Source organism: Endozoicomonas sp. ALB115 (genome assembly GCF_049310245.1).
In the GTDB taxonomy this organism is placed as follows: Bacteria; Pseudomonadota; Gammaproteobacteria; order Pseudomonadales; family Endozoicomonadaceae; genus Endozoicomonas.
Window position 1 is genome coordinate 36,070 of record NZ_JBLYZG010000026.1, and the last position, 19,810, is coordinate 55,879.

General features: G+C 50.5%; 20 protein-coding genes and 1 pseudogene. 14 read left to right on the forward strand and 7 right to left on the reverse strand.

The window, feature by feature from the left end:
- Window positions 1-368 precede the first annotated feature (368 nt).
- The 7 genes from ACO6VE_RS12990 (at window position 369) to ACO6VE_RS13020 (ending at window position 5,646) form a co-directional block, all read left to right on the forward strand.
- Window positions 369-974: a c-type cytochrome gene (locus ACO6VE_RS12990; protein WP_422444274.1), complete on the forward strand. Its 606-nt coding sequence runs from the start codon at window positions 369-371 to the stop codon at window positions 972-974.
- A 174-nt stretch (window positions 975-1,148) separates the two neighbouring features.
- On the forward strand, window positions 1,149-1,934 hold the full coding sequence (locus ACO6VE_RS12995) for a thiol:disulfide interchange protein DsbA/DsbL (RefSeq protein WP_422444276.1): 786 nt from the start codon (window positions 1,149-1,151) through the stop codon (window positions 1,932-1,934).
- Window positions 1,935-2,270: 336 nt separating this feature from the next.
- The gene (locus ACO6VE_RS13000) at window positions 2,271-3,146 is read left to right on the forward strand and encodes an endonuclease/exonuclease/phosphatase family protein (RefSeq protein ID WP_422461650.1); all 876 of its coding nucleotides are present in this window, start codon (window positions 2,271-2,273) and stop codon (window positions 3,144-3,146) included.
- A 365-nt stretch (window positions 3,147-3,511) separates the two neighbouring features.
- Complete coding sequence (locus tag ACO6VE_RS13005) at window positions 3,512-4,087, forward strand: adenylyltransferase/cytidyltransferase family protein (protein WP_422461652.1); 576 nt, start codon at window positions 3,512-3,514, stop codon at window positions 4,085-4,087.
- Window positions 4,084-4,698, forward strand: coding sequence for an NUDIX domain-containing protein (locus ACO6VE_RS13010; RefSeq protein WP_422444282.1), 615 nt, complete (start codon window positions 4,084-4,086; stop codon window positions 4,696-4,698). Before ACO6VE_RS13005 ends, ACO6VE_RS13010 begins: the two co-directional genes overlap by 4 nt.
- Window positions 4,673-5,254, forward strand: coding sequence for a hypothetical protein (locus ACO6VE_RS13015; protein WP_422461654.1), 582 nt, complete (start codon window positions 4,673-4,675; stop codon window positions 5,252-5,254). Before ACO6VE_RS13010 ends, ACO6VE_RS13015 begins: the two co-directional genes overlap by 26 nt.
- A 47-nt stretch (window positions 5,255-5,301) precedes the next feature.
- Window positions 5,302-5,646 (forward strand): hypothetical protein, encoded by a 345-nt coding sequence (locus tag ACO6VE_RS13020; protein WP_422444286.1) that lies wholly within the window; start codon window positions 5,302-5,304, stop codon window positions 5,644-5,646.
- Between the two features lie 65 nt (window positions 5,647-5,711).
- On the opposite strand, the gene ACO6VE_RS13025 is transcribed toward ACO6VE_RS13020, so the two are convergent.
- Together ACO6VE_RS13025 and ACO6VE_RS13030 are read right to left on the reverse strand one after the other, a co-directional pair.
- On the reverse strand, window positions 5,712-5,945 hold the full coding sequence (locus tag ACO6VE_RS13025; RefSeq protein ID WP_422461675.1) for a peptide deformylase: 234 nt from the start codon (window positions 5,943-5,945) through the stop codon (window positions 5,712-5,714).
- Between the two features lie 53 nt (window positions 5,946-5,998).
- Window positions 5,999-6,169: pseudogene (locus ACO6VE_RS13030) on the reverse strand (hypothetical protein); the annotation flags it as partial.
- A 165-nt stretch (window positions 6,170-6,334) separates the two neighbouring features.
- On the opposite strand from ACO6VE_RS13030, the gene purU reads away from it, so the two are divergent.
- Window positions 6,335-7,189, forward strand: a complete 855-nt coding sequence (gene purU / locus ACO6VE_RS13035; RefSeq protein WP_422461656.1) for a formyltetrahydrofolate deformylase — start codon at window positions 6,335-6,337, stop codon at window positions 7,187-7,189.
- A gap of 110 nt (window positions 7,190-7,299) precedes the next feature.
- Entirely contained in the window at window positions 7,300-7,584 is a 285-nt protein-coding gene (locus tag ACO6VE_RS13040) for a Lar family restriction alleviation protein (protein ID WP_163372288.1), read from the forward strand.
- On the opposite strand, the gene znuA is transcribed toward ACO6VE_RS13040, so the two are convergent.
- Window positions 7,577-8,518: a zinc ABC transporter substrate-binding protein ZnuA gene (gene znuA / locus ACO6VE_RS13045; protein WP_422461658.1), complete on the reverse strand. Its 942-nt coding sequence runs from the start codon at window positions 8,516-8,518 to the stop codon at window positions 7,577-7,579. The two genes, ACO6VE_RS13040 and znuA, sit on opposite strands and share 8 nt — an antisense overlap.
- 291 nt (window positions 8,519-8,809) lie before the next feature.
- Window positions 8,810-8,986 (reverse strand): hypothetical protein, encoded by a 177-nt coding sequence (locus ACO6VE_RS13050; RefSeq protein ID WP_163372284.1) that lies wholly within the window; start codon window positions 8,984-8,986, stop codon window positions 8,810-8,812.
- Between the two features lie 227 nt (window positions 8,987-9,213).
- On the opposite strand from ACO6VE_RS13050, the gene uvrD reads away from it, so the two are divergent.
- Both uvrD and ACO6VE_RS13060 read left to right on the forward strand, forming a co-directional pair.
- Complete coding sequence (uvrD, locus tag ACO6VE_RS13055) at window positions 9,214-11,391, forward strand: DNA helicase II (RefSeq protein WP_422444297.1); 2,178 nt, start codon at window positions 9,214-9,216, stop codon at window positions 11,389-11,391.
- A 223-nt stretch (window positions 11,392-11,614) separates the two neighbouring features.
- Complete coding sequence (locus tag ACO6VE_RS13060) at window positions 11,615-13,864, forward strand: WD40 repeat domain-containing protein (RefSeq protein WP_422461660.1); 2,250 nt, start codon at window positions 11,615-11,617, stop codon at window positions 13,862-13,864.
- A 70-nt stretch (window positions 13,865-13,934) separates the two neighbouring features.
- Here ACO6VE_RS13060 and ACO6VE_RS13065 read toward each other — a convergent pair whose 3' ends face one another.
- Window positions 13,935-14,909 (reverse strand): ankyrin repeat domain-containing protein, encoded by a 975-nt coding sequence (locus tag ACO6VE_RS13065; RefSeq protein WP_422461662.1) that lies wholly within the window; start codon window positions 14,907-14,909, stop codon window positions 13,935-13,937.
- A 232-nt stretch (window positions 14,910-15,141) separates the two neighbouring features.
- Here ACO6VE_RS13065 and ACO6VE_RS13070 point away from each other — a divergent pair, with 232 nt between their 5' ends.
- On the forward strand, window positions 15,142-16,263 hold the full coding sequence (locus tag ACO6VE_RS13070; RefSeq protein WP_422444303.1) for a TRAP transporter substrate-binding protein: 1,122 nt from the start codon (window positions 15,142-15,144) through the stop codon (window positions 16,261-16,263).
- Here the strand turns inward: ACO6VE_RS13070 and murI are convergent.
- Both murI and ACO6VE_RS13080 read right to left on the reverse strand, forming a co-directional pair.
- Window positions 16,239-17,129: a glutamate racemase gene (murI, locus tag ACO6VE_RS13075; RefSeq protein ID WP_422461663.1), complete on the reverse strand. Its 891-nt coding sequence runs from the start codon at window positions 17,127-17,129 to the stop codon at window positions 16,239-16,241. The genes ACO6VE_RS13070 and murI overlap by 25 nt on opposite strands.
- Before the next feature lie 289 nt (window positions 17,130-17,418).
- Window positions 17,419-18,114, reverse strand: a complete 696-nt coding sequence (locus ACO6VE_RS13080) for an ankyrin repeat domain-containing protein (protein ID WP_422461664.1) — start codon at window positions 18,112-18,114, stop codon at window positions 17,419-17,421.
- A 464-nt stretch (window positions 18,115-18,578) separates the two neighbouring features.
- Between ACO6VE_RS13080 and cdd the strand changes: the two genes are divergently transcribed.
- Both cdd and ACO6VE_RS13090 read left to right on the forward strand, forming a co-directional pair.
- Complete coding sequence (gene cdd / locus ACO6VE_RS13085) at window positions 18,579-19,487, forward strand: cytidine deaminase (protein WP_422461666.1); 909 nt, start codon at window positions 18,579-18,581, stop codon at window positions 19,485-19,487.
- Window positions 19,488-19,522: 35 nt separating this feature from the next.
- Window positions 19,523-19,786: a hypothetical protein gene (locus ACO6VE_RS13090; RefSeq protein ID WP_422461668.1), complete on the forward strand. Its 264-nt coding sequence runs from the start codon at window positions 19,523-19,525 to the stop codon at window positions 19,784-19,786.
- The last annotated feature ends 24 nt before the right edge of the window (window positions 19,787-19,810 follow it).

Below are 19,810 nucleotides of genomic sequence, written 5' to 3' on the forward strand. Positions count from 1 at the left end.
CTTGCATAGCAACTGCCCACTTAGCCAGAAATATACGATTCCATTTGGCCAACTACTTAAGCCGGTGATAAATAAGCACGGGACTCAATAAATCACGTAAAAGAGATCAGCAAACGGGCAACGGGAGCCTGTCCGACTCCCGGGTATCACTTCCAACGGATCGATATCGCTCTGCCTGTACCGGTCGCCGGTTGAGTAGTTTATACTATCGTCGTTCAAGGTACATGCCGTCATGTCACCTGATGCTGAAACAGACAGAAAGCAGATGCGAATCTCTGTATGGGTCTTGTTTCGCTAAACAATAAAAGCTGTCAGGTCTGATGAATAATAACAGCCATTTAAGGCAAACGCCGTAACTGGGTCAGGTAATGAAAAAAGTCATTCTCACTCTGGTAATTTCTTTGGGGATAACGGGCATCGCCTTTGCCAAAGGCGATGCAGCAGCAGGCAAGAGCAAAGCAACGACCTGCGCCGCCTGCCATGGTGCCACAGGGATCAGTCTTGCTCCAAACTGGCCAAATCTCGCCGGTCAGGGGGAGCGTTACCTGATCAAACAGATCACTGAAATCAAGGACGGCACACGCTCTGTGCCAGAGATGATGCCCTTCGTCAGCGCTCTGACCACGCAGGATATTGCTGACCTGGCGGCTTACTTTGCCAGTCAGCCAGCCCCTCAGGGAGCAACTGACACCAAGTATGTCACATTGGGTCAAGCACTTTACCGTGGTGGGGATGCCAAGAAAGGTATTCCGGCCTGCTCCAGCTGTCACTCTCCCACGGGTAAGGGTAACTTCCTGGCGGGCTTCCCCTTACTGGCGGGCCAGAATGCAGAGTACACCGCCAAGCAGCTGCGTGACCTTCGTGAAGGTGATCGAACCAACGATGGTGACACCAAAATCATGAGAACCATTGCCGAGAAGATGAGCAATAAAGAGATCGAAGCGGTTTCTCACTACATCAGCGGTCTTCGTTGATCGTTTTTTATCCCTGATTAATGACAGAAGCCTGAGCTTTACCGGCTTCTGTCATTTTCCTCTCATACAAACCTGCCTGCTTGATCAGACTTCCTTTTCGTCAGATGCTGGCGTAATGTGTCGTCTATAAAGCGCCATATCCCTGAATAACAATGAAAAATAGAGGACTCTCGTATGATAAAAAAAACGAAGGGTATATTAGGTATCGCTGCATTCCTGGGCATCGCCACGGTCGCAGCGGGTTATCTGTTCAGTGATACCCAACACAGTCAGGAAGTGATCGTTACTCAAAATACCCCGGTAGCTCAGGCCAGCACGACCACGCACTCAGCAGCCGGTGATACCTCATCAGCGTCAGTCATCACTCAATCCGGTACACCGCAATTATTTCAGCCAGGCCAGCACTATCGGGTTTTATCCAATCCGGTTACCACGGACGCCATACCGGAGAAAGTGGAGGTGGTCTCCATATTCTGGTACGGATGCCCCCACTGTTACGCACTTGAGCCCAGGATTGAACAGTGGCAACAGACCTTGCCTGGCGATGTTGAGTTTATTCGAACGCCCGGTTTCTTCGGCCCTAACCTTTGGCAGACCCACGCCCGGCTTTACTATACTGTGCGCAATTTGGGACTGGAAGAGCAGGTTCATGCCGGTATCTTCAGTGAAATACAGAACCGCCGAAATCAGCTCAAGGACAGTGAACAAATGGCCGAGTTCCTGAATCGGGAGTTTGGTGTTGAACCTGAAGCGTTTAATAAAGCGTTCAAGGGTTTCGGTGTTAATAATCAGCTGCAAAAAGCCTTCTCCAAACTGAAAGGCTACAGGTTGTCTGGTGTACCCGCCATCGTGATTGATGGGCGCTATGTGGTTGAGCCCGGGCTGGCTGGATCACTGGCTAATATGCCGGTGATTGCCGACTACCTGATCCGGAAAGTTAAACAGGATCGAAAAGGCTAGGAGGCTCCTAGTGCATGGTTTCAATGAGTTTGACGGGTTGTCGTGCCTCCGCACTCCGTTCGTCCTGAGCCTGTCGAAGGACCCATAGGGCCTAAAGGCGGAAACTCCGGACTCTGATAGATCGTGCCAAGCACCCTTCGACTCCGCTCAGGGTGAACGGAGATTGTTCAGAAACCATGTGCTAGAGACATTGCAGCAGTGGTTAAATGTCATACATTTTGGCTTTTAACCACTTTCATTTGGTAAATCATCGATCATTCTTTGCAGGAAGTCGGATAAAAGGCCTGTAATATCTGTCTATCAGTTTCCCTTGTCCATTTCTGGCGGTAAAGCACTATGCCCATTCGAACCCTCACAGGTGCCATTCGACGACGTTTACACCGGCAGCGTTGTCAGTACCGTTCCGGGCATATTCATCACTCGGCACCGGGCGGGCCCCCGCGTCGGCTCAACAAAAAGACCCTCAAGCTGCTCAGCTTTAATATTCAGGTGGGCATCAATACTCAGCAATACCGCCATTATCTGACCCGCAGCTGGCAGCATATTCTGCCTCACGCCAAACGCCAGGCGACCCTTGACCGGATTGCCAGTGTTCTTCCTGACTTTGACCTTGTTGCCTTGCAGGAAGCTGACGGTGGCAGTATTCGCAGCAGCTTTATTAACCAGACTGAATATCTGGCTCTCAAAGGACACTTCCCTTACTGGTATCACCAGATCAACCGCAACCTTGGCAAGCTGGCACAACACAGTAATGGCTTTCTTAGCCGGTTTGAGCCTCTATCGCTGGAAGACCATAAACTGCCCGGTCTGATTCCCGGCCGGGGTGCCATTGTCGCCCGCTTTGGCAACCCTGAGGAGCCTCTTACGGTGGTGATGATGCATCTGGCCCTGAGCAAAAGGACCCGAAATATCCAGCTTTCCTATATCCGTGATGTTGTGCAGCACAATCAGCATGTGGTGCTGATGGGGGATATGAACACCCACGCGGATCAATTACTCAATGACTCACCGCTGAAAAATACATCCCTTCATGCGGCGCACTGGGGGCAAAATACCTTTCCCAGCTGGCAACCGAAGCGTTCTCTGGATCATATTCTGATCAGCCCATCCCTGATTGTTAATCGATTTGGCGTTATCGATATGCCCATCACGGACCACTTGCCGGTATCTGTGGAAATCCGGGTGCCTGACGCCGTATTGAGCAAAGTGTGATTCATCGAAATAGGGCTGAAGCTTCTCAGGCTCTGTTGGCAGGGTATTTGAGAAATGCTGGTCGACTACCACAAGGCAGGAAAAAATAAAAAAGGCCCGATATCAAGGGGGGAAGTAAGGAGGGAGATATCGGGCCTCGAAAAAAAAACCATCACTGTTTCAGTGACAGGGAGTCATTCCAGAAGGTGCATCTTACCTGACACACATTATTTGCCTATCAGTAAAAAACCCGCACCGGGTACGTAATGAATCTTTAACCGCTTCGGAATAAACCCACTGTCTGGTTGCCTTCGGTAGACCCTGTAAAATCGATATAATGAGGCCACGCTTTTGTCAGCGCGGATACCACCAAACACGGAGACTCAATGATGAGCCCTATCAAGCTGGGTGTTTTTGGCTCAGCATTTGACCCACCAACACTTGGGCATCTGGATGTGTTACAACAGGCAGCCACCTGCCATGACTGCATCCTGCTGGTTCCCAGTGCCTTTCATGCTTTTGACAAAAACCCTCTGCCATTCGGCCTCCGTCTGCAGATGCTGCAATGCTTTATTGATGAAGCAGAGGCTGGCTGCACCCTGGAGGTATGTGACCTGGAGGCAGAACTGCTGGAACAGAATCCCGGCAGGCCGGTATACACCTATGACCTGATGGCAGCCTTAACCAGTCAGTACCAGGATAAAGCCACACTGTCCTTCATCAGAGGGCCGGATAATGCCAGGCCGGAAACCTGGAAACGATTTTATAAAGCGCAGGAAATTGAGGAAACGTGGCCGATCTTTACCGCCACTGAACGGGTGGCCATCCGCAGCAGTAATGTCCGCAATATTCTTGAATCCGCAAAAATAGCCGATGATCTTCAGCAGGGGTTGAATATGCTGCTACCTTCTGTTCAGGCGTTTATTATCAATAACAACTTATACCAGACAGGGAACCCATGAAGCTTTCAGGTCTTGATGCCCGCGATGTACAGGTTCAGGAAGAGGCAAAGGTTTATTCAGGCTTTCTGAAGCTCTTTAAATACACGATTACGCATCGGCTCTTTAACGGGGGAATCAGCCGTCCCCTGATCCGTGAAGCCACCGTCAGGCCACCCTCTGTGGGCGTTATATTGTTTGATCCGGTGCATGACCAGGTGGTTCTGGTGGAGCAATTCCGCATGGGGCCTTTTTTGAGCGACGATGACCCCTGGTTGCTGGAGGTGGTTGCCGGTATCAGTGAGCCTGGCGAAACCCTGGAAGAAGTTGCCCTGCGCGAAGTAGAGGAAGAAACCGGTTATCAGATTACCTCGTTAATGCCGGTCTCGGATTTCTATGTCAGCCCCGGTGCCAGTAACGAAAAACTCAAGCTGTTCTGTGGTCTGGTAGATGCCACGGCTGCTGGCGGCATTTTTGGTGTTGCCGATGAAGGGGAGGATATCAAGGTTCATGTTCTTCCCTTCCAGGAAGCTTATGATATGGTGGAAGACGGAAGGATTGCCAATGCTCCAGCGGTCATTGCACTGCAATGGCTTAAGCTGCATCACCATGAGTTATGCCAACATGAAAAATAACGTCTTCCCAACCTGGCTCCGGCAACGGTATGCCTTTATCTTTATTGTCAGCTTTTTTGCGGTGACGCTCGCTGGATGCCAGACGAACGGCAAGATGTTCCCTGAGCTTAAGCAGGAAAAGCTCACGAAGGATAATAATTGGACCGTATTACCCTTTATCAGCCACGCTAAAGTGCCATACGAGGATCTTATTCAGCTTGAACGTATGTTGTTGGTCCAACTGCCCTCGAAAGGTATAAAAAACCCTACAATTTATCACTTACCTAAAACTTTCTCGGTTCCGGATTACCTTTCCGAGGTATTCCAGGTTGAGCAAGCACGCGTGTGGGCCATCAGTCAACACATCAAGTACTCCATATCTGCTGAAATTCTTGAATGGCACTTTGACCAGCAGAACCGTTTTTCCACAACTCTGAGCTTGAAAGTTAATGATTTATCATCGGGAGACCTGGTTTGGAGCATAGATGGCCTGGGAGAAGGGCGACCTGGTGAAGCGGCCTACGATGTGAGCCGCAAACTGATTGCTGATCTGGTGGCTGCCATGCCGCTTCAATAAGGCACCGGAAAACTGATACCAATTAATCAAAAACGAGAGAAAAGGACATGCTCTACGTACTCAGGGATGATAACAATCAGGTGTGTGCCGTTTCAGAGAAACCGCTGTCCAATGAGTGGCAACAGGCCGGGATGGACGACGAAAGCCTGATGCTCTTTCTGCACAATAATCCGGAAATCAGCTCCGGCATCATGGTGTCTTCCGATGCCGATTTTATCCGGGTACTTGAGGATGTGATTGATCTATTAATTGATAAGCAGATCATCCAGTTCACTGAGTTTCCGGATGTCGTTCAGGCAAAACTGCTCCATCGTCGCAGATATCGTGAAAGTCTCAGGAGTAATGCGGATACTACGCAGCTTCTGGAAGACGGTGATGACAGCATCTTTTAACTGAAAATCGGCGATCGTCAGAGTCAGATGGCTTTCACATGAATTCTTAATGCCTGGTCAGCAGGCTATCTTTCCGCCGAAATCATCCCCGGTGGTGTTATTCGGGCATTGATGGCTGGCCAGTTTTCCGGCCAGCGGCTCTGGGTTTCCATTGATATATTGGGCACCATCTGCGTTGTTTCATCAATCCGTTCCGGAAACAAGATCCCGTCCAGGTGATCAATTTCATGCAGCATAACCCTGGCGGCAAACCCATCCAGAATGAAAGTGGAATATCGGGCACAGCGGGATAACGTGATTTCGTCTCTTCAGTCACGCCTATGCACAATACCCTTGCTCCCCAGCCAATCTGAGGCGCGGCAATACCAATACCGTTTGCCTCAATTTGCCTGTTACGCAGAGTCTGGAGATTGTGCTGGAAATCATCGGTCAATATATCATCAACACACACCTGTTGATGTTGCTGAAAAAGCAGGGGATCACCCATGATGACCAGATCCGGGCTATCAGGCAAACGCATCATTACAAGAACCACTCCACATCTGGTTACGATCAATCAGTGTAACTTAATGAACCCGCAGGCAGAACGGTGAAAATTCCACTGAAGCACTGATCAGCATCAGGCAAAATATGATTTCATAGCGACTTCTACTTATAATTGCTGCTCAATTTACGTTTATTAAGCACCATGAACAGAACTTATCGCTTACTTGTTTCCTGCCCGGACGCTACAGGCATCGTAGCCACCGTCAGTGACTTTATCGCCAGACACGGCGGCTGGATTGTTGAAGCCAATCATCACTCTGATCCAGTGACCGGGCGCTTTTACATGCGCAACGAAATCAAAGCGGACAGTCTGCCTTTTTCTCTGGATGAATTTAAACATCATTTCACCCCTGTTGCTGAAAAACTCAGTCTGGACTGGCGCATCAATGACTCAGGAGTTCCCCAGCGTGTTGCCCTTCTGGCCAGCAAAGAGGCCCACTGCCTGTCTGACCTGCTTTACCGCTGGCGAAGTGGCGACCTGAACATGGAAATACCCTGTGTCATCTCCAATCATGAAGATTTGCGCAGCTATGTGGAGTGGCACGGTATTCCCTATCACCATGTACCTGTGGATAAAGGGGATAAGGCATCGGCCTTTGAGGCAATGACATCACTGCTGGAACAGTACAGTGTTGATACAATTGTACTTGCACGCTATATGCAAATTTTGCCCCCGCAACTGTGTGAGCAGTATGCCGACCGTGTCATTAATATCCATCACAGCTTTCTGCCTTCCTTTGTGGGTGCCAAGCCCTACCATCAGGCCTACGAGCGAGGCGTTAAGCTGGTGGGTGCCACCTGCCACTACGTGACGGAAATCCTTGATGCGGGCCCGATCATCGAGCAGGACGTCATCCGGGTTGGGCATCACCACCTGCCAGAAGATATGGTGCGTTTAGGAAAGGATGTCGAGAAAAGTGTACTGGCGCGGGGATTGAGATATCACATCGAAGACCGGGTTATTGTTGATGGCAGCAAGACCATTATTTTAGGATAGTGCTATACGATTGCCACCATCCTGTGGATAAGCTGTGAAAGTCTGTGCATAAGCTATGAATACACAGGGTATAACTAATCCATGACGCAGATATCGCTCAGGGAAGAGTCATGAAACTACAGTCCTGCCCCTGTTGCCGGGGTAAAGCTATATTTGCCGACCTGATTATCGGCAAAGGCAGTCAACGGGTGAAAATGTGGCAGGTCAGCTGCAGTGGCTGTGGTTTATCCACAGAAATGGACGAAGATAAAAGATATGTGGCAAAACGCTGGAATCTTCGCCAGGAGTACGCAAATCTGAAAATGTGGGTAACATTGCTGGCAGCCCTGCTGCCAGCGTCGATCATCATCAGTCTGCTGCTTGGCAACCTGATGGGTATCAGCCTGATCAGCTGAGTTTATCACTCTTCTTCACCGTACCCTGGATACAACTGGTGATGTTATCCACAAGCTGGTTGATAAACGTTGCATAGCTTTCAGGTCCGGATTGAATATTTTCTGCTAGTGGGTCAAGCACACCAACCTGGACGGAAAGCCCTTCTGTCAGCCGCTCAATATAAGCAGGCTGGAACTGCGGTTCCCGGAAAATGCAAGCTGACCCCGCTTTGTTCAACTGCCCTTTCAGGCTTACCAGGTGCCGGGCTCCGGGTTGCTGCTCAGGATTCAGGGTGAAATAGCCGGCAACTTCCAACCCATACTGCTCTTGTAAATAGCCATAGGCATTATGAAAAACGAAAAATGGCTGCCTGCCTGATTGTTCTACTTTTTGACCGTTGCGCACGTCCGTCTGGTCCATGCTGTTCAGAAACAGAGCAAGATTACGCTGATAGCGAGACTGGTTAACCTTGTCCACAGACATCAACACCCGGGCCATCTCTCTGGCAATAACCCTGGCGTTATCGGTGCTCAACCAGATATGAGGGTCATAGTCACCATGATCGTGATGCTCTCCATGCTCATGAATATGGTGCTCATGCTCTTCACTGCTGCGCAGGCGAATGCCATGCATGTCCATCGCGGATACGGCTTTTACCCCCTTTGCCGAGGCCAGCATTTTGGGCAGGAAAGTCTCCATTGAAGGGCCTACCCAGAAAATGACATCCGCACTTCTTAACTTGCGGGCATCAGAGGGCTTGAGGCTATGGCTATGAGGCGAACTTCCCGGAGGCAACAATACCTCAGTATGAGTCACCCCTTCCGTCACCGCCTGGGCAATCAGCTGCAATGGCTTGATGCTGGCCAGCACTTTTGGTGATTCTGCACGTGCACAAAAGCTGGCAGTCATTAGCAACACTGTTATCAGCAACTGTTTAATGGGGACAAACTGCATACGAAAACCGCTTCTTTTGGAAAGCGTTATAATATAACACTTCAATCTAAAAAAGGATCCCCACATTCATAGTTCAGAACCAAGATCTCAGTTAACTTTTTCTGAACCGTAGTAATACTTACAGAGACATAAAAAGGAATAGTGATTGAAAGTGACAGGCTGGAAATCAAATGAACAATCCGGCGGGGATTTTATGGTACTAACGTTCATTAAATCTATGGACGGGGTAGCGTATTTTTGAATACGAACCCTCACCGAGGAGTAAGCAAAGGTTCGCAGTTTTTGAAGTGGTTAGATGCCTTCCCAGTAATCTTCCCCAAAGATGGCGCTGAGCCGTTTGTCTTCTTCCCGATCCTCAAGTGCTCTGCGGATTTGCAGGGAGCGCTTGGAACCTTTCTGCTCAAGTTCAGGACGGATCAGGTGCTCATCCAGAATGAACTCTTTCTCGGCTTTTTTACCTTTTCCCATAACAGCATCCTCTTCTTGTATTTGTTATTAAATGATGCCTGATTACGATTACCAAAATATTAAATTACTGGTCGTACGACAACTACTCATGTCGTATAAAAATGTGCGATAAATCGCACAAATCAACCATTACAAGACCTCATGGCGCAGTTTCGCTAAACTCTCACTGTTCTGGAAAATACTCTCCCCATCACCAGGGGGCATCGACTTCTGACTGAAAGATTCTTATGGACGTAACCTCAATACTTGATTCACTGAATGATGCACAGCGCAGTGCTGTTGCAGCTCCCGTCAGCTCTATGCTGGTTCTGGCCGGTGCCGGTAGTGGTAAAACCCGCGTGCTTGTCCACCGGATCGCCTGGCTAGTGCAGGCTGAAGCCATGTCCCCTTATTCGGTGATGGCGGTAACCTTCACCAACAAGGCCGCGGCAGAGATGCGCTCACGTATTGAGGAACTGCTGGGCATCGCCCCCAGGGGAATGTGGGTGGGTACGTTTCATGGTCTTTCCCACCGTCTGCTCAGGGCACACTGGAAGGAAACAGGGCTGCCCGAAAACTTTCAGATTCTGGACAGTGACGATCAGCTGCGCGTGCTCAAGCGGATCATGAAAGCCATGCAGCTGGATGAACAGAAGTGGCCGCCACGTCAGGCCCAGTGGTTTATCAACAGCAAAAAAGATGAAGGGCTTCGTCCCGATTACATCGATCCCGGTTACGACCCATTCGAACGCACCATGGTTGATGTTTATCGACGCTACCATGAGTACTGCGAACAGATGGGAGTGGTGGACTTCGGGGAGCTGCTGCTGCGGGCACACGAACTGCTGCTGAAGCGGGCCGATATTCTCCAGCATTACCGTGAACGTTTCCGATACATTCTGGTGGATGAGTTTCAGGATACCAACGCCGTGCAGTATGCCTGGCTGCGATTACTGGCGGGAGACCAGGACAAGCTGATGGTGGTGGGTGATGATGACCAGTCCATTTATGGCTGGCGGGGTGCCAGAATTGAGAATATACGTCAGTTCACCCATGACTTCCCCAATGCCCAGACCATCAAACTGGAACAGAATTACCGCTCTACCGGCAATATCCTGCAGGCCGCCAATGCCGTTATTGCCAATAACCCGGATCGTCTGGGAAAAGAGCTTCGTACCGATGGTGATAAAGGCGAGCCAGTGCACCTGTACGCTGGCTTTAACGAGATGGACGAAGCCCGATTTATTACTGACCGGATTAAAGATGCCATCACCAAAGGCACGGCCCGCAGCGATATTGCCATCCTTTACCGGTCCAATGCGCAGTCCCGTATTCTTGAAGAGGCGATGCTCCGGGCTGCGATACCCTATCGAATCTACGGTGGGCAGCGCTTCTTTGAACGGGCAGAGATCAAAAACGCTCTGGCCTATCTCCGGCTTGTCCGCTCGCCGGATGACGACACCTCTCTGGAGCGGGTGATCAATATTCCCACCCGGGGTATCGGTGAGAAAACCGTAGAAAAGCTCAGAGAGGCGGCCCGGAGTCAGGGTATTTCACTGTGGCAGGCGCTGAAAAACCTGGTGGCAGCCTCGGCGGTTGGCGGTAAGGCGGGTAAATCCATGGCCGCTTTTGTGGAACTGATCGAGTCCCTGAGCCATGCCGGTGAAACACTGGATCTGGGTGAGCTGTCCGACCATGTGGTCACCATGAGCGGCCTGATTGACCACCACAGCAAAGAGAAGGGCGAGAAAGGTCAGGCCCGGGTGGAAAACCTGGAGGAACTGGTGAATGCCTGTCGTCAGTTTGATATGGACGAACTGTTCCTTGATGACGAGCAGGGCGAAGAAATCGAAACCATGACGCCCCTGGATGCCTTTCTGGCCAATGCCGCACTGGAAGCGGGCACCAGTCAGGCCGATCAGTTCCAGGACAGCGTGCAGATGATGACGCTTCACTCTGCCAAGGGGCTGGAGTTCCCGCTGGTCTTTCTGGCCGGTATGGAGGAGGGGTTATTCCCCCATAAAATGTCGTTGGATGAAGGCAACCTTGAGGAAGAGCGTCGACTTTGTTATGTGGGTATTACCCGAGCCATGAAAACCCTGTATCTGACCTATGCCGAAAGCCGACGCCTGTACGGCAGTGAAACCATGAACCGCCCTTCCCGTTTTATTCGGGAGATCCCCGGCGAACTGCTCCAGGAAGTGCGCCTTGGTGGCACCATTACCCGACCGGTAGCGACTCGCATGGCACCGGCATCACCTGACCATGGTCTGTCACTTGGCCAGCGCGTCCATCACAACGTGTTTGGCGAGGGAATCGTGATTAATTACGAAGGTGATGGCAACCAGGCCCGGGTGCAGGTCAATTTTGATTCTGAAGGCGCTAAATGGTTGATGATGGCTTACGCCAACCTGTCTCCAATCTAAGGGCATTACTGATGGTGCATTGCCTCTTGCCTATTTTCGCCGCCGACGCAGGCAGCCTCGTAAAACCCCGGAGCAGGAACTTTTGTTAAATTGCCAGATCTTAATGCTCAGGAACTGAATAAATGATCAGGCAGGTAATAGATGATGATTCCAACAACCTTGGGGTACTCATCTACCATGCCCGTATAAATTCCATTCCTGTGTCAATTTGACCGGAGTTATCATGCAACCAATTGCGCAAGGCATTGCAGCCGCAAGCAGAATAGAAACCAATGAACGGCAGTTATTTAATGACCTGAAAACGCTGAATAAATCAGTGGCTGCCTATAACAAACAGGTCTCAGAAATTTCTGGACCGGACCAGTTCAAATCGCTTGAACGGTTGAGGCTGGATTCACCACCCGAATTGACGTTCATCACCGCTATCGGTAAGCGTAAGCTGGAAATTATCGGACTGAACGTTTCCATGGTGCCGCAGTCACCAGGCATTGGTTTGGCCGATGCATCGCAACGAAGACCATCAACTGACGACTCATATATCGAATCATCAACTGACACCTCAGACACCGAATCATCAACTGACATCATTTCAGGCACCAAAGCTATTGACCCAATCAAGGCTCGTATTATCCAATGCCAGGCCAATTATCTGGAACTCCGACTGGCGACCGGCGTCGGTTGTTATATTCGCGATGTCAGCTTCAGCCCAACGAGTAAGAACCTGATTATCAATGGTCGCGATGATGAGAACGAGTTTAGTCTGAGCATCTGGCGACAGGGCGCGGATGGCAACTGGTTGCCAAAAGGGCAGGTCAAGAGTTCTGATGCAATCTTTCGTTACCAGCTTAACCAGTCGGAAAATACACTCCTGAGCATCAGCTATGATGGCAATATCTTGATGAGTACGCTGAACAGCGATGGCCGTTGGCAGGAGGCGGTGGTGCTTGAACACACCACCACTGATGAAAAGTGTCCGAGGGTTAAGGCAGACTTCAGCCCCTTGCAGGACAAAATAATGTCCTACGATCCACAGACCGGCAAAATCAACGTATTGCGCGAGGATAGCAACGGTCGGTGGACCCCGCTAACCCAGGCTAAAGAGATCAGTCACTGTCAGCAAACTGTGACACATCAAGTGCCTTTCGAGGCCACGAACCATTATTTACTGACTTACCAGGGTACAACAGCGACCATTTGGGGCTGTAGTGATGAGACTCACTGCCTGGAGGAGCAAAAGGTCATTGAGTGCAACAGGCAAATTGCCGGTGCTCAACTCAGTCATGATGAGCAGCATGCCGTGATCTTCACCGAAAGTGGCCAGGCCATCTTTCTGGGTTGTAATGTCGATGGCAATTGGTCACAGATCGGGGAGATCTGTCATCCTGAATGGAGTATGAATGAAGACTGCCAACCTTGCGCCAAACCTATTTGCGAAGCCGCCTTCAACGCCTCTGGGCACCTTGCGCTGACCCGTGATACCGACAATACATTTATTATTTCTGGTTATGACGCCAACGGTGACGCTAACGACAATCCCTGGGTAGTAAAAGCGAAAATTCACAGTTGTGCAGAGGCCAAATTCAGCGCCTCCGGGCGTAAATTATTGGCCAACTCCGGTATTGGCATCTTTAAACTCTGGGACTACAACAGTGCTGACCGTCGGCTGGTTAATGGCCAGACCATTTACCACAGTGGCAGTCACAAAGCTATCTTCAGTCCCTCAGAGAACCTTCTTCTGAGCTATGGCAATGAAACAAATTACGCCTGTATTTGGGGGAATTACGAGGAAGGTGATCTGGCTGAGAAAACGAGGATATATCATCAGGGGGGGATTGACTATGCTGCCTTCAACGCTCAGGAGGACTGTGTGCTGACCCGCAGTCGTGACCGGACGGTAAAAATTCAGGCTCTCGACAGCCAGGGCAAATGGCAGGAACAATTGGTGGTTCAACATCGCAACAGTATTATGGATGCTCGGTTTTCCCGTTCAGGGCGGCTTGCCTATACCATTAGCCTGGACGACACCGCTTGTATCCTGGGGCGCAACGATAATGGCCAGTGGGTGAAACTGGCGGTGACGGACTCTGATGCCGACTTCATCGGGGGCGCTAGTTTTAATGAATTGGAAAACCATTTTCTAACCTATGGCAACAAAATGAACCAGAAGGACAAACACCAGCCAGGCCTTGTGCAACTCTGGGATGATATTGCTGGCCTTGTGCAACTCGACCGCAAATGTTGGACAGAAAAAGAGCAGATAAATGGCCTTGTGCAACTCTGGGGTATTGGTGATGATGGCAAATGGTCAAAAAAAGAGCAGATAACACTGGATCATCCCGTTAAATCGGCCAAATTTAGCCCTGATGGCGATCATTTATTGATTTACTGTAACGATGGTATGTTTCCCATTGCTGGCTTTTTAAAAGGCGGTACTGCATTACTCTGGAAGGTTCCTGCCAGCCCGGGGCAGTGATAACCCATCTGGTTATTTCATGCCCGATTTTTCTTCCTCATATCAGACGGCATTCCTGCTCTTTTCTTGCCTATTTCTGCTGTAGTACTTTCAGCTCCAGCGACGTTTTTGCCCCTTTGGCAATCAGGCGTTCTGCACACGCTGGGTCGCTCCTTTGTTTGGCGAGGTCCAGTGGTGTGATGCCAGGGCGATCAGTAGCAGTAGCGACGGCATTGACATTCGCTCCCTTGAAGAGCAGCGCTTCCACGCAATCGACTCTTTCCCAATTGGCTGCGTGGTGCAGAGGAGTGAGGCCAAATGTACAGGTAACGTGGATATCTATCCCCGGGGTGTCGAGCAGCAACTTCAGGCTATCGGTGTTACCCTTTGCGGCGGCCCAGTGTAAAGGAGTGAGACCATAGACATCCTTGGCATTGATATCCACCCCGGGGTGAGCAATCAGCAATTTCAGGCAATCAGTGTGACAGTGGTTACCATTTGTGGCAGCCCAGTGTAAAGGGGTGAAACCATCGTCTTCGAGGGCACTGACATTCACTCCTGGGGTCTTGAGCAGCACCTTGAGGGAATCGGTGTCACCACAAAAGGCGACCATGTGTAAAAGGGTGGATCCATCGCTTAAGGTAGCGTTGACATTCGCGCCCGCCATGCACAAAAGCTCCAGGCATTTGCTATTCTTTTCCTGCAAAGTAATTAACAACAGACGTTTATCCAAAGGTATGCTGGCACCATGATCGACTTTAATCTTCAGAATCATTGCCAGTGCTTGCCAATTTCCGGAGCGGCAGGCGTACTCCTCCAGCGATTTGGATTCGCAAAGCAATGGCAGCACGGGAAGCTTCTGACATTCGGAGCAGCGGCGTTGGCCCAGTTTGAGTTGCTGCTGATCAGTCAGGGGAATACAACCAAGGTGAAGCTGGCATCCGTATTGACACGATGCCTTGACTTGCAACCGGCCAGCAAATTCGTTTGTGGCGCCGCCATCCTGCTCCTGACAGATACTGCATTTAAACAACTGATCGCTAGTATTAACCCTGACACTATCCATGTTTGCACCTGTATTCATGACTATTAACTGGCATGAGACAATAAGCGGCAGAGGAAGTTCCTTATCCTGAGTAACTTCCATTTTTTTCCTGCTCGTAACAAAACCTCAACAGGCCCTGAGGCTCCTGCTTCAAAGCCTCCCTGTTAATGGCAGCTTGTCAGCTTCCACCTATCCAATTACTATGCTTCTGTCGTGTTCCCTATAAATAAGATTAAGAAAACAGGGTCTTTTCATGAAACGTCGTCATTTATTGTCCTCTTTCGGGGTCGTTGCCGCAGTTGCAGCACTGGCAGGCTGTGGCCAGGGTGAACAACCGCAGCAAACCACCAACACCGAATCAGTAGCACCAGAAGCTCAAACAGCCATCGAGTGGAAGCTGGTGACTTCCTGGCCCAAAAATTTCCCGGGTCTGGGTATCGCGCCTGAGCGCTTTGCCGAGTCCGTTAATAAAATGAGTAATGGCCGACTGACCGTCAAAGTGTATGGCGGCGGTGAACTGGTACCACCTCTGGAAGTCTTTGATGCCGTATCCAGCGGCACGGCGGATATGGGGCACAGTGGCGCTTATTACTGGAAGGGTAAAGACCCGGCCACCCAGTTTTTTACTGCCGTTCCCTTTGGCTTGAACGCCCAGGAAATCAGCAGCTGGATTCACTATGGTGGCGGGCAGGCACTCTGGGACGAAGTGTATAAACCATTCAATGTGAAACCGATGGCCGGTGGCAACACCGGGGTTCAGATGGCGGGCTGGTTCAACAAGGAGATCAACAGCCTGGATGATCTGAAAGGTCTGAAAATGCGCATCCCGGGTATGGGCGGTGAAGTACTGCAGCGCCTTGGCGGGGTACCTGTAAATATCCCCGGTGGCGAGCTATTTACGGCGCTTCAGACCGGTGCTATTGATGCGACTGAGTGGGTCGGCCCATACAATGACCTGGCCTTTGGTTTCTATAAGGCCGCTTCTTACTACTACTATCCGGGCTGGCATGAGCCAGGCAGCATGATGGAATTCACCATCAATCTGGATGCATGGAATAAACTGCCAGAAGACCTGCAGGCCATTGTCAAAACGGCAGCCCGCGCAGCAAACCAGGACATGATTGATGAGTACACCGCACGGAATAATGCGGCGTTGCAACAGCTGGTGAATGAGCACGGGGTAACCGTAAAACGTTTGCCAGATGACGTACTTGCTGAACTGAAAAAGGTGGCTGATGAGATTACCGAGGAAGTTGCGGCCACCAGCGATGTGGCTGGACGGGTTTATCAATCGTTCAGCGAGTTCCGCGAGCAGTCCAAGGCCTACCACAGTATTTCAGAAGTCGCTTTTTATGAAGCCCGATCTTTTGAGTAATTGACAACGTTCTCACCGCAATGGACGCCACCGTCATTCTGTGACGGTGGCGTCATCACCTTCGACCCGACGGGTAAATGTCTCAGGGCAACAAATCCCATTTTCTCCAACGCTGGAACCAGGGCACTTACCTGATCATCCAGCCCTGTGTGCATAAAGAGATCGTGCGGTGCTGACTCTGCATCAAACCCGGCCGGGTCCAACAGGCTGACAACCCTGCGGGCAATAGCAGAGCCTGAGTCGATCCAGTGAATGTCGGCAGATACCTGCTGCAACGCTGTTCTCAGCAAAGGGAAGTGGGTACAGCCAAGAACTACCACATCCGGTACCTCTTCTTCGGCAAAAAAAGGGCCAAGAATCCGGTGCAGATCGTGCTCTGAAACCAGCTCACCCCGAAGGTGCCGTTCAGCCATCTGTACCAATTCGCTGGAACCCACTCGAATCACCTGACAGTCCCCGGCAAAATCATCAATCAGCTGGTCGGTATAGCTGCGGGCAATCGTGCCCGGTGTCGCCAGAAGCCCGATGCAGCGTTTTTTTGAGTACTCACTGGCCGTCTTGATGGCTGGCACCACGCCAACAACGGGGAAATCCAGCTCTTCGCGTACCCTGGGCAGAGAGATGGTACTGGCGGTATTGCAGGCTATAACAGCGAGCGAGGGATCAAACTGTTCGGCTAACGCATTCAGGCAGAGGCTGGTACGCTCAATCACTTCCTGCTCGGGCTTTGGGCCGTAGGGAAACCCCTGAGTATCGGAACAGTAAACCACCGGAGCATAAGGTAAAGCCTGCTTTATTTCCTGATAGATACTGAGGCCGCCGACACCGGAATCGAAAATAACGATCGGCTTTACCTTTGTATTCACGGCTGTTTTCACAAGATGTTTCCAAAAAAATGGTTTGTTTAGCTTTTGACCACCAACAGAGTCATGAAGTTTCTCCAACCGCCATTGATGACGCAATAAGCGTTGTTCCCCATTAAATACAGTGAGTCGGTTAGACGGTAATCTGAAGGAATGCATTATCTTTGGTCACATGCCGCCCTGCAACCCGCCTGCATCTGGACAACTCTGCGGGTGTGGGAGGGAGAAAAGCAAGAAGGATGGGGGCAGGGGAAGCCCCCAAAGAGGCTTAAGACGCAATCACTAACGTCGGTCATTCAGCCAGAGACTGAAGCAGTTGAAGATCTTTATCAATTTGTCCTGCCATTGCTCCGAGTGTGGTGATGTCAAGTCTATCCTGGCTGAAGACCGGGTCAGGATTCTCGATACCATCACCCATTTTTTCCGCTTTTTGCTCACCCTCCAGACGGTTTATAACCGGTCTCATATCAAAGAGTTTTGACTCAAGCTCGCCCTGTTGAGCCAAAAGAGCCTCCCCTAATTGATCCCTGACATCCTGGGGTATCTTGCTGAGGATTTCTTCGCAACCAATGAGACTGCCGCCGTGTTGCAAAAAGGCTTTTGCCGCCTCATAGTTGCCGGAGCTTAACGCATAATGAACGGGTGTGCCTGGATGACACCACCAACTGGCCTCATTTAACTCGCCCTTGTGGAGACTGTCTTCGACATAGTCGCTCATAGCAGCATCCTGAAATACCGGGACTGTATAGAAACTTCTGGGAGCGATTTTATCGGCGGTGCACAGTGCTGCAATCATCTCAGGACTGCCGGATTCTGCCAAGGCATAAAGCAGGGGCTTATTGTTGACTGACAGTTGCTGTATAGGTTCCTGCAACAACTTTAATTCTGATTGCCGATTATTTTCCACACACCTTTTGTTATGTGCTATTACTTCATTCCTCATCGCCTTGAGATGTTTGGTAAACATCCGGACATTATTTTCCTTCAATACCTTGGAGACCTCTGCCGCCCTGGCGGACTGACCGCACATCCTGTTATTGATGCTGCTGGCGATCCCTGAGATGGCTTTGGTAATTGTCCAGTTGCTTTTATCACTGTGCACCTCTGGACCGACTCTCGGAACCTGCTGTTGACTGGGGGTCGCACTTATTGTTCTCCCATTCCAACTGCCCTCTTTACCGATTTTGCCGGATTTTTCCGGAAATTCGCCTTCATTTCCAGGGATTTTTGTTGGGGCATTCCCGGGTTTGTATAGTCCATTGGTATGGAAGGTCATAATTAAATCCTTTTTTAATCAATCCTCGATTAACTTTAGCTAAGGTGTGTTTCCGTTTCTGTTACTGGTAAATCCATAGCTCTTCGAGCCCTGCAAACCATTGAAAAAGAGCAATGGAAATTCTCTCTTTTCCGTAGTACATAAGCAGCCTTGAATCCTGTCACCGGAGTAGCGCTATGAATCACAGAGCTTTTCAGGATCAACTGGCTCAGTTCCCGGCTAATGCTGCGGATATCCTGCAACAGTTGATTCACCAGCAGGGCCGCCTTGAGCCAGAACAGGTGAATGAGCTTCAGGGCTTAATGGAGGTGCCATCAGAGCATCTTCTCAAAGCACTGCTGCCTCTCGCTGCTGCCATGAGCACCTGCCCGATCTCAAATTTTTCCGTAGGGGCGATTGTTGAAGGCTTTCGACCGGAAGGACAAGGGCCGGTCTATCTGGGTGCAAACCTTGAAATAGCCGGGCAGCCTCTGAAAATGGCCATTCACGCCGAGCAGGCAGCGATCTGCAACGCCTGGCACCAGGGAGAAACCCGGCTGCGCCGCCTGATGGTCAATGAAGCCCCCTGTGGGCACTGCCGACAGTTTATGAACGAACTGAATGGGGTCGACCAGGTGGATATTCTGGTCAGTCAGCTCAACAGTGACCAGCAGCGCCACTATAGGATCTCAACCCTGCTGCCAGACGCCTTTGGCCCCGGCGACCTGCAACAAGGCACTCGACTGATGAGCCCATCGCTGCTCTCCTTCGAGAGCCCGGCCCCTGCTGATAAGCTGGTCAATGCAGCAACAGAAGCGGCCCGCCGGAGTTATGCACCTTATTCTGGCTGTCATTCAGGTGTTGCTCTTCTTATAGATAATGGAGATATAATTTCTGGTAGATATGCTGAAAACGTAGCCTTCAATCCGGGAATGACCGCCATAGAGGCCGCCCTGGTGAATCTCCGCCTATCCAGCCTGACCAAGGCACCGGGTAAGATTATTGATGCGGTTATGGTTGAAAACCAGGCCTCTATTTCTCATAGGGCCATGGCAGATTCAATCATTAGTCATGCAGGAACAGAATTACGCTATTTCGTTGTATAAACTTATAGGAACTCATTGAGCAAGGAGGCCAGATTGTGAGTTCCGGTTACAGAATTGATTCATCATCCTCTCCCCATCTTGACTACGGCCAGGGCAATGGCGACAGTACGGGTCACCATGACAACAGTGCCAATGCTTCCTCTACAGACCACAAGTCTTACATTGACCGCTCAGGCTCACGAAAGGGTCGGGATAAATCTCTGGAAATGCGTAAGGCCCGGAAAAAAAACCGGCGCAAAAAGAAAAAAATCTCTGAGAGAAATACCAAAGAGTTTAATGATGGCCAGACCGATGAGTGAAGGCCATCACCAGACTGCAGTTAA

Bases quoted from the DNA above. Each gene is read 5' to 3' on its own strand.
- ACO6VE_RS13000 (WP_422461650.1), top strand. From the start codon at position 2,271: ATGCCCATTCGAACCCTCACAGGTGCCATTCGACGACGTTTACACCGG.
- ACO6VE_RS13040 (WP_163372288.1), top strand. From the start codon at position 7,300: ATGAAACTACAGTCCTGCCCCTGTTGCCGGGGTAAAGCTATATTTGCC.
- uvrD (WP_422444297.1), top strand. From the start codon at position 9,214: ATGGACGTAACCTCAATACTTGATTCACTGAATGATGCACAGCGCAGT.
- ACO6VE_RS13050 (WP_163372284.1), bottom strand. From the start codon at position 8,986: ATGGGAAAAGGTAAAAAAGCCGAGAAAGAGTTCATTCTGGATGAGCAC.
- ACO6VE_RS13010 (WP_422444282.1), top strand. From the start codon at position 4,084: ATGAAGCTTTCAGGTCTTGATGCCCGCGATGTACAGGTTCAGGAAGAG.
- ACO6VE_RS13015 (WP_422461654.1), top strand. From the start codon at position 4,673: ATGAGTTATGCCAACATGAAAAATAACGTCTTCCCAACCTGGCTCCGG.
- purU (WP_422461656.1), top strand. From the start codon at position 6,335: ATGAACAGAACTTATCGCTTACTTGTTTCCTGCCCGGACGCTACAGGC.
- ACO6VE_RS12990 (WP_422444274.1), top strand. From the start codon at position 369: ATGAAAAAAGTCATTCTCACTCTGGTAATTTCTTTGGGGATAACGGGC.
- ACO6VE_RS13020 (WP_422444286.1), top strand. From the start codon at position 5,302: ATGCTCTACGTACTCAGGGATGATAACAATCAGGTGTGTGCCGTTTCA.
- ACO6VE_RS13005 (WP_422461652.1), top strand. From the start codon at position 3,512: ATGATGAGCCCTATCAAGCTGGGTGTTTTTGGCTCAGCATTTGACCCA.
- znuA (WP_422461658.1), bottom strand. From the start codon at position 8,518: ATGCAGTTTGTCCCCATTAAACAGTTGCTGATAACAGTGTTGCTAATG.
- ACO6VE_RS13060 (WP_422461660.1), top strand. From the start codon at position 11,615: ATGCAACCAATTGCGCAAGGCATTGCAGCCGCAAGCAGAATAGAAACC.
- ACO6VE_RS12995 (WP_422444276.1), top strand. From the start codon at position 1,149: ATGATAAAAAAAACGAAGGGTATATTAGGTATCGCTGCATTCCTGGGC.
- ACO6VE_RS13065 (WP_422461662.1), bottom strand. From the start codon at position 14,909: ATGGATAGTGTCAGGGTTAATACTAGCGATCAGTTGTTTAAATGCAGT.
- ACO6VE_RS13070 (WP_422444303.1), top strand. From the start codon at position 15,142: ATGAAACGTCGTCATTTATTGTCCTCTTTCGGGGTCGTTGCCGCAGTT.
- cdd (WP_422461666.1), top strand. From the start codon at position 18,579: ATGAATCACAGAGCTTTTCAGGATCAACTGGCTCAGTTCCCGGCTAAT.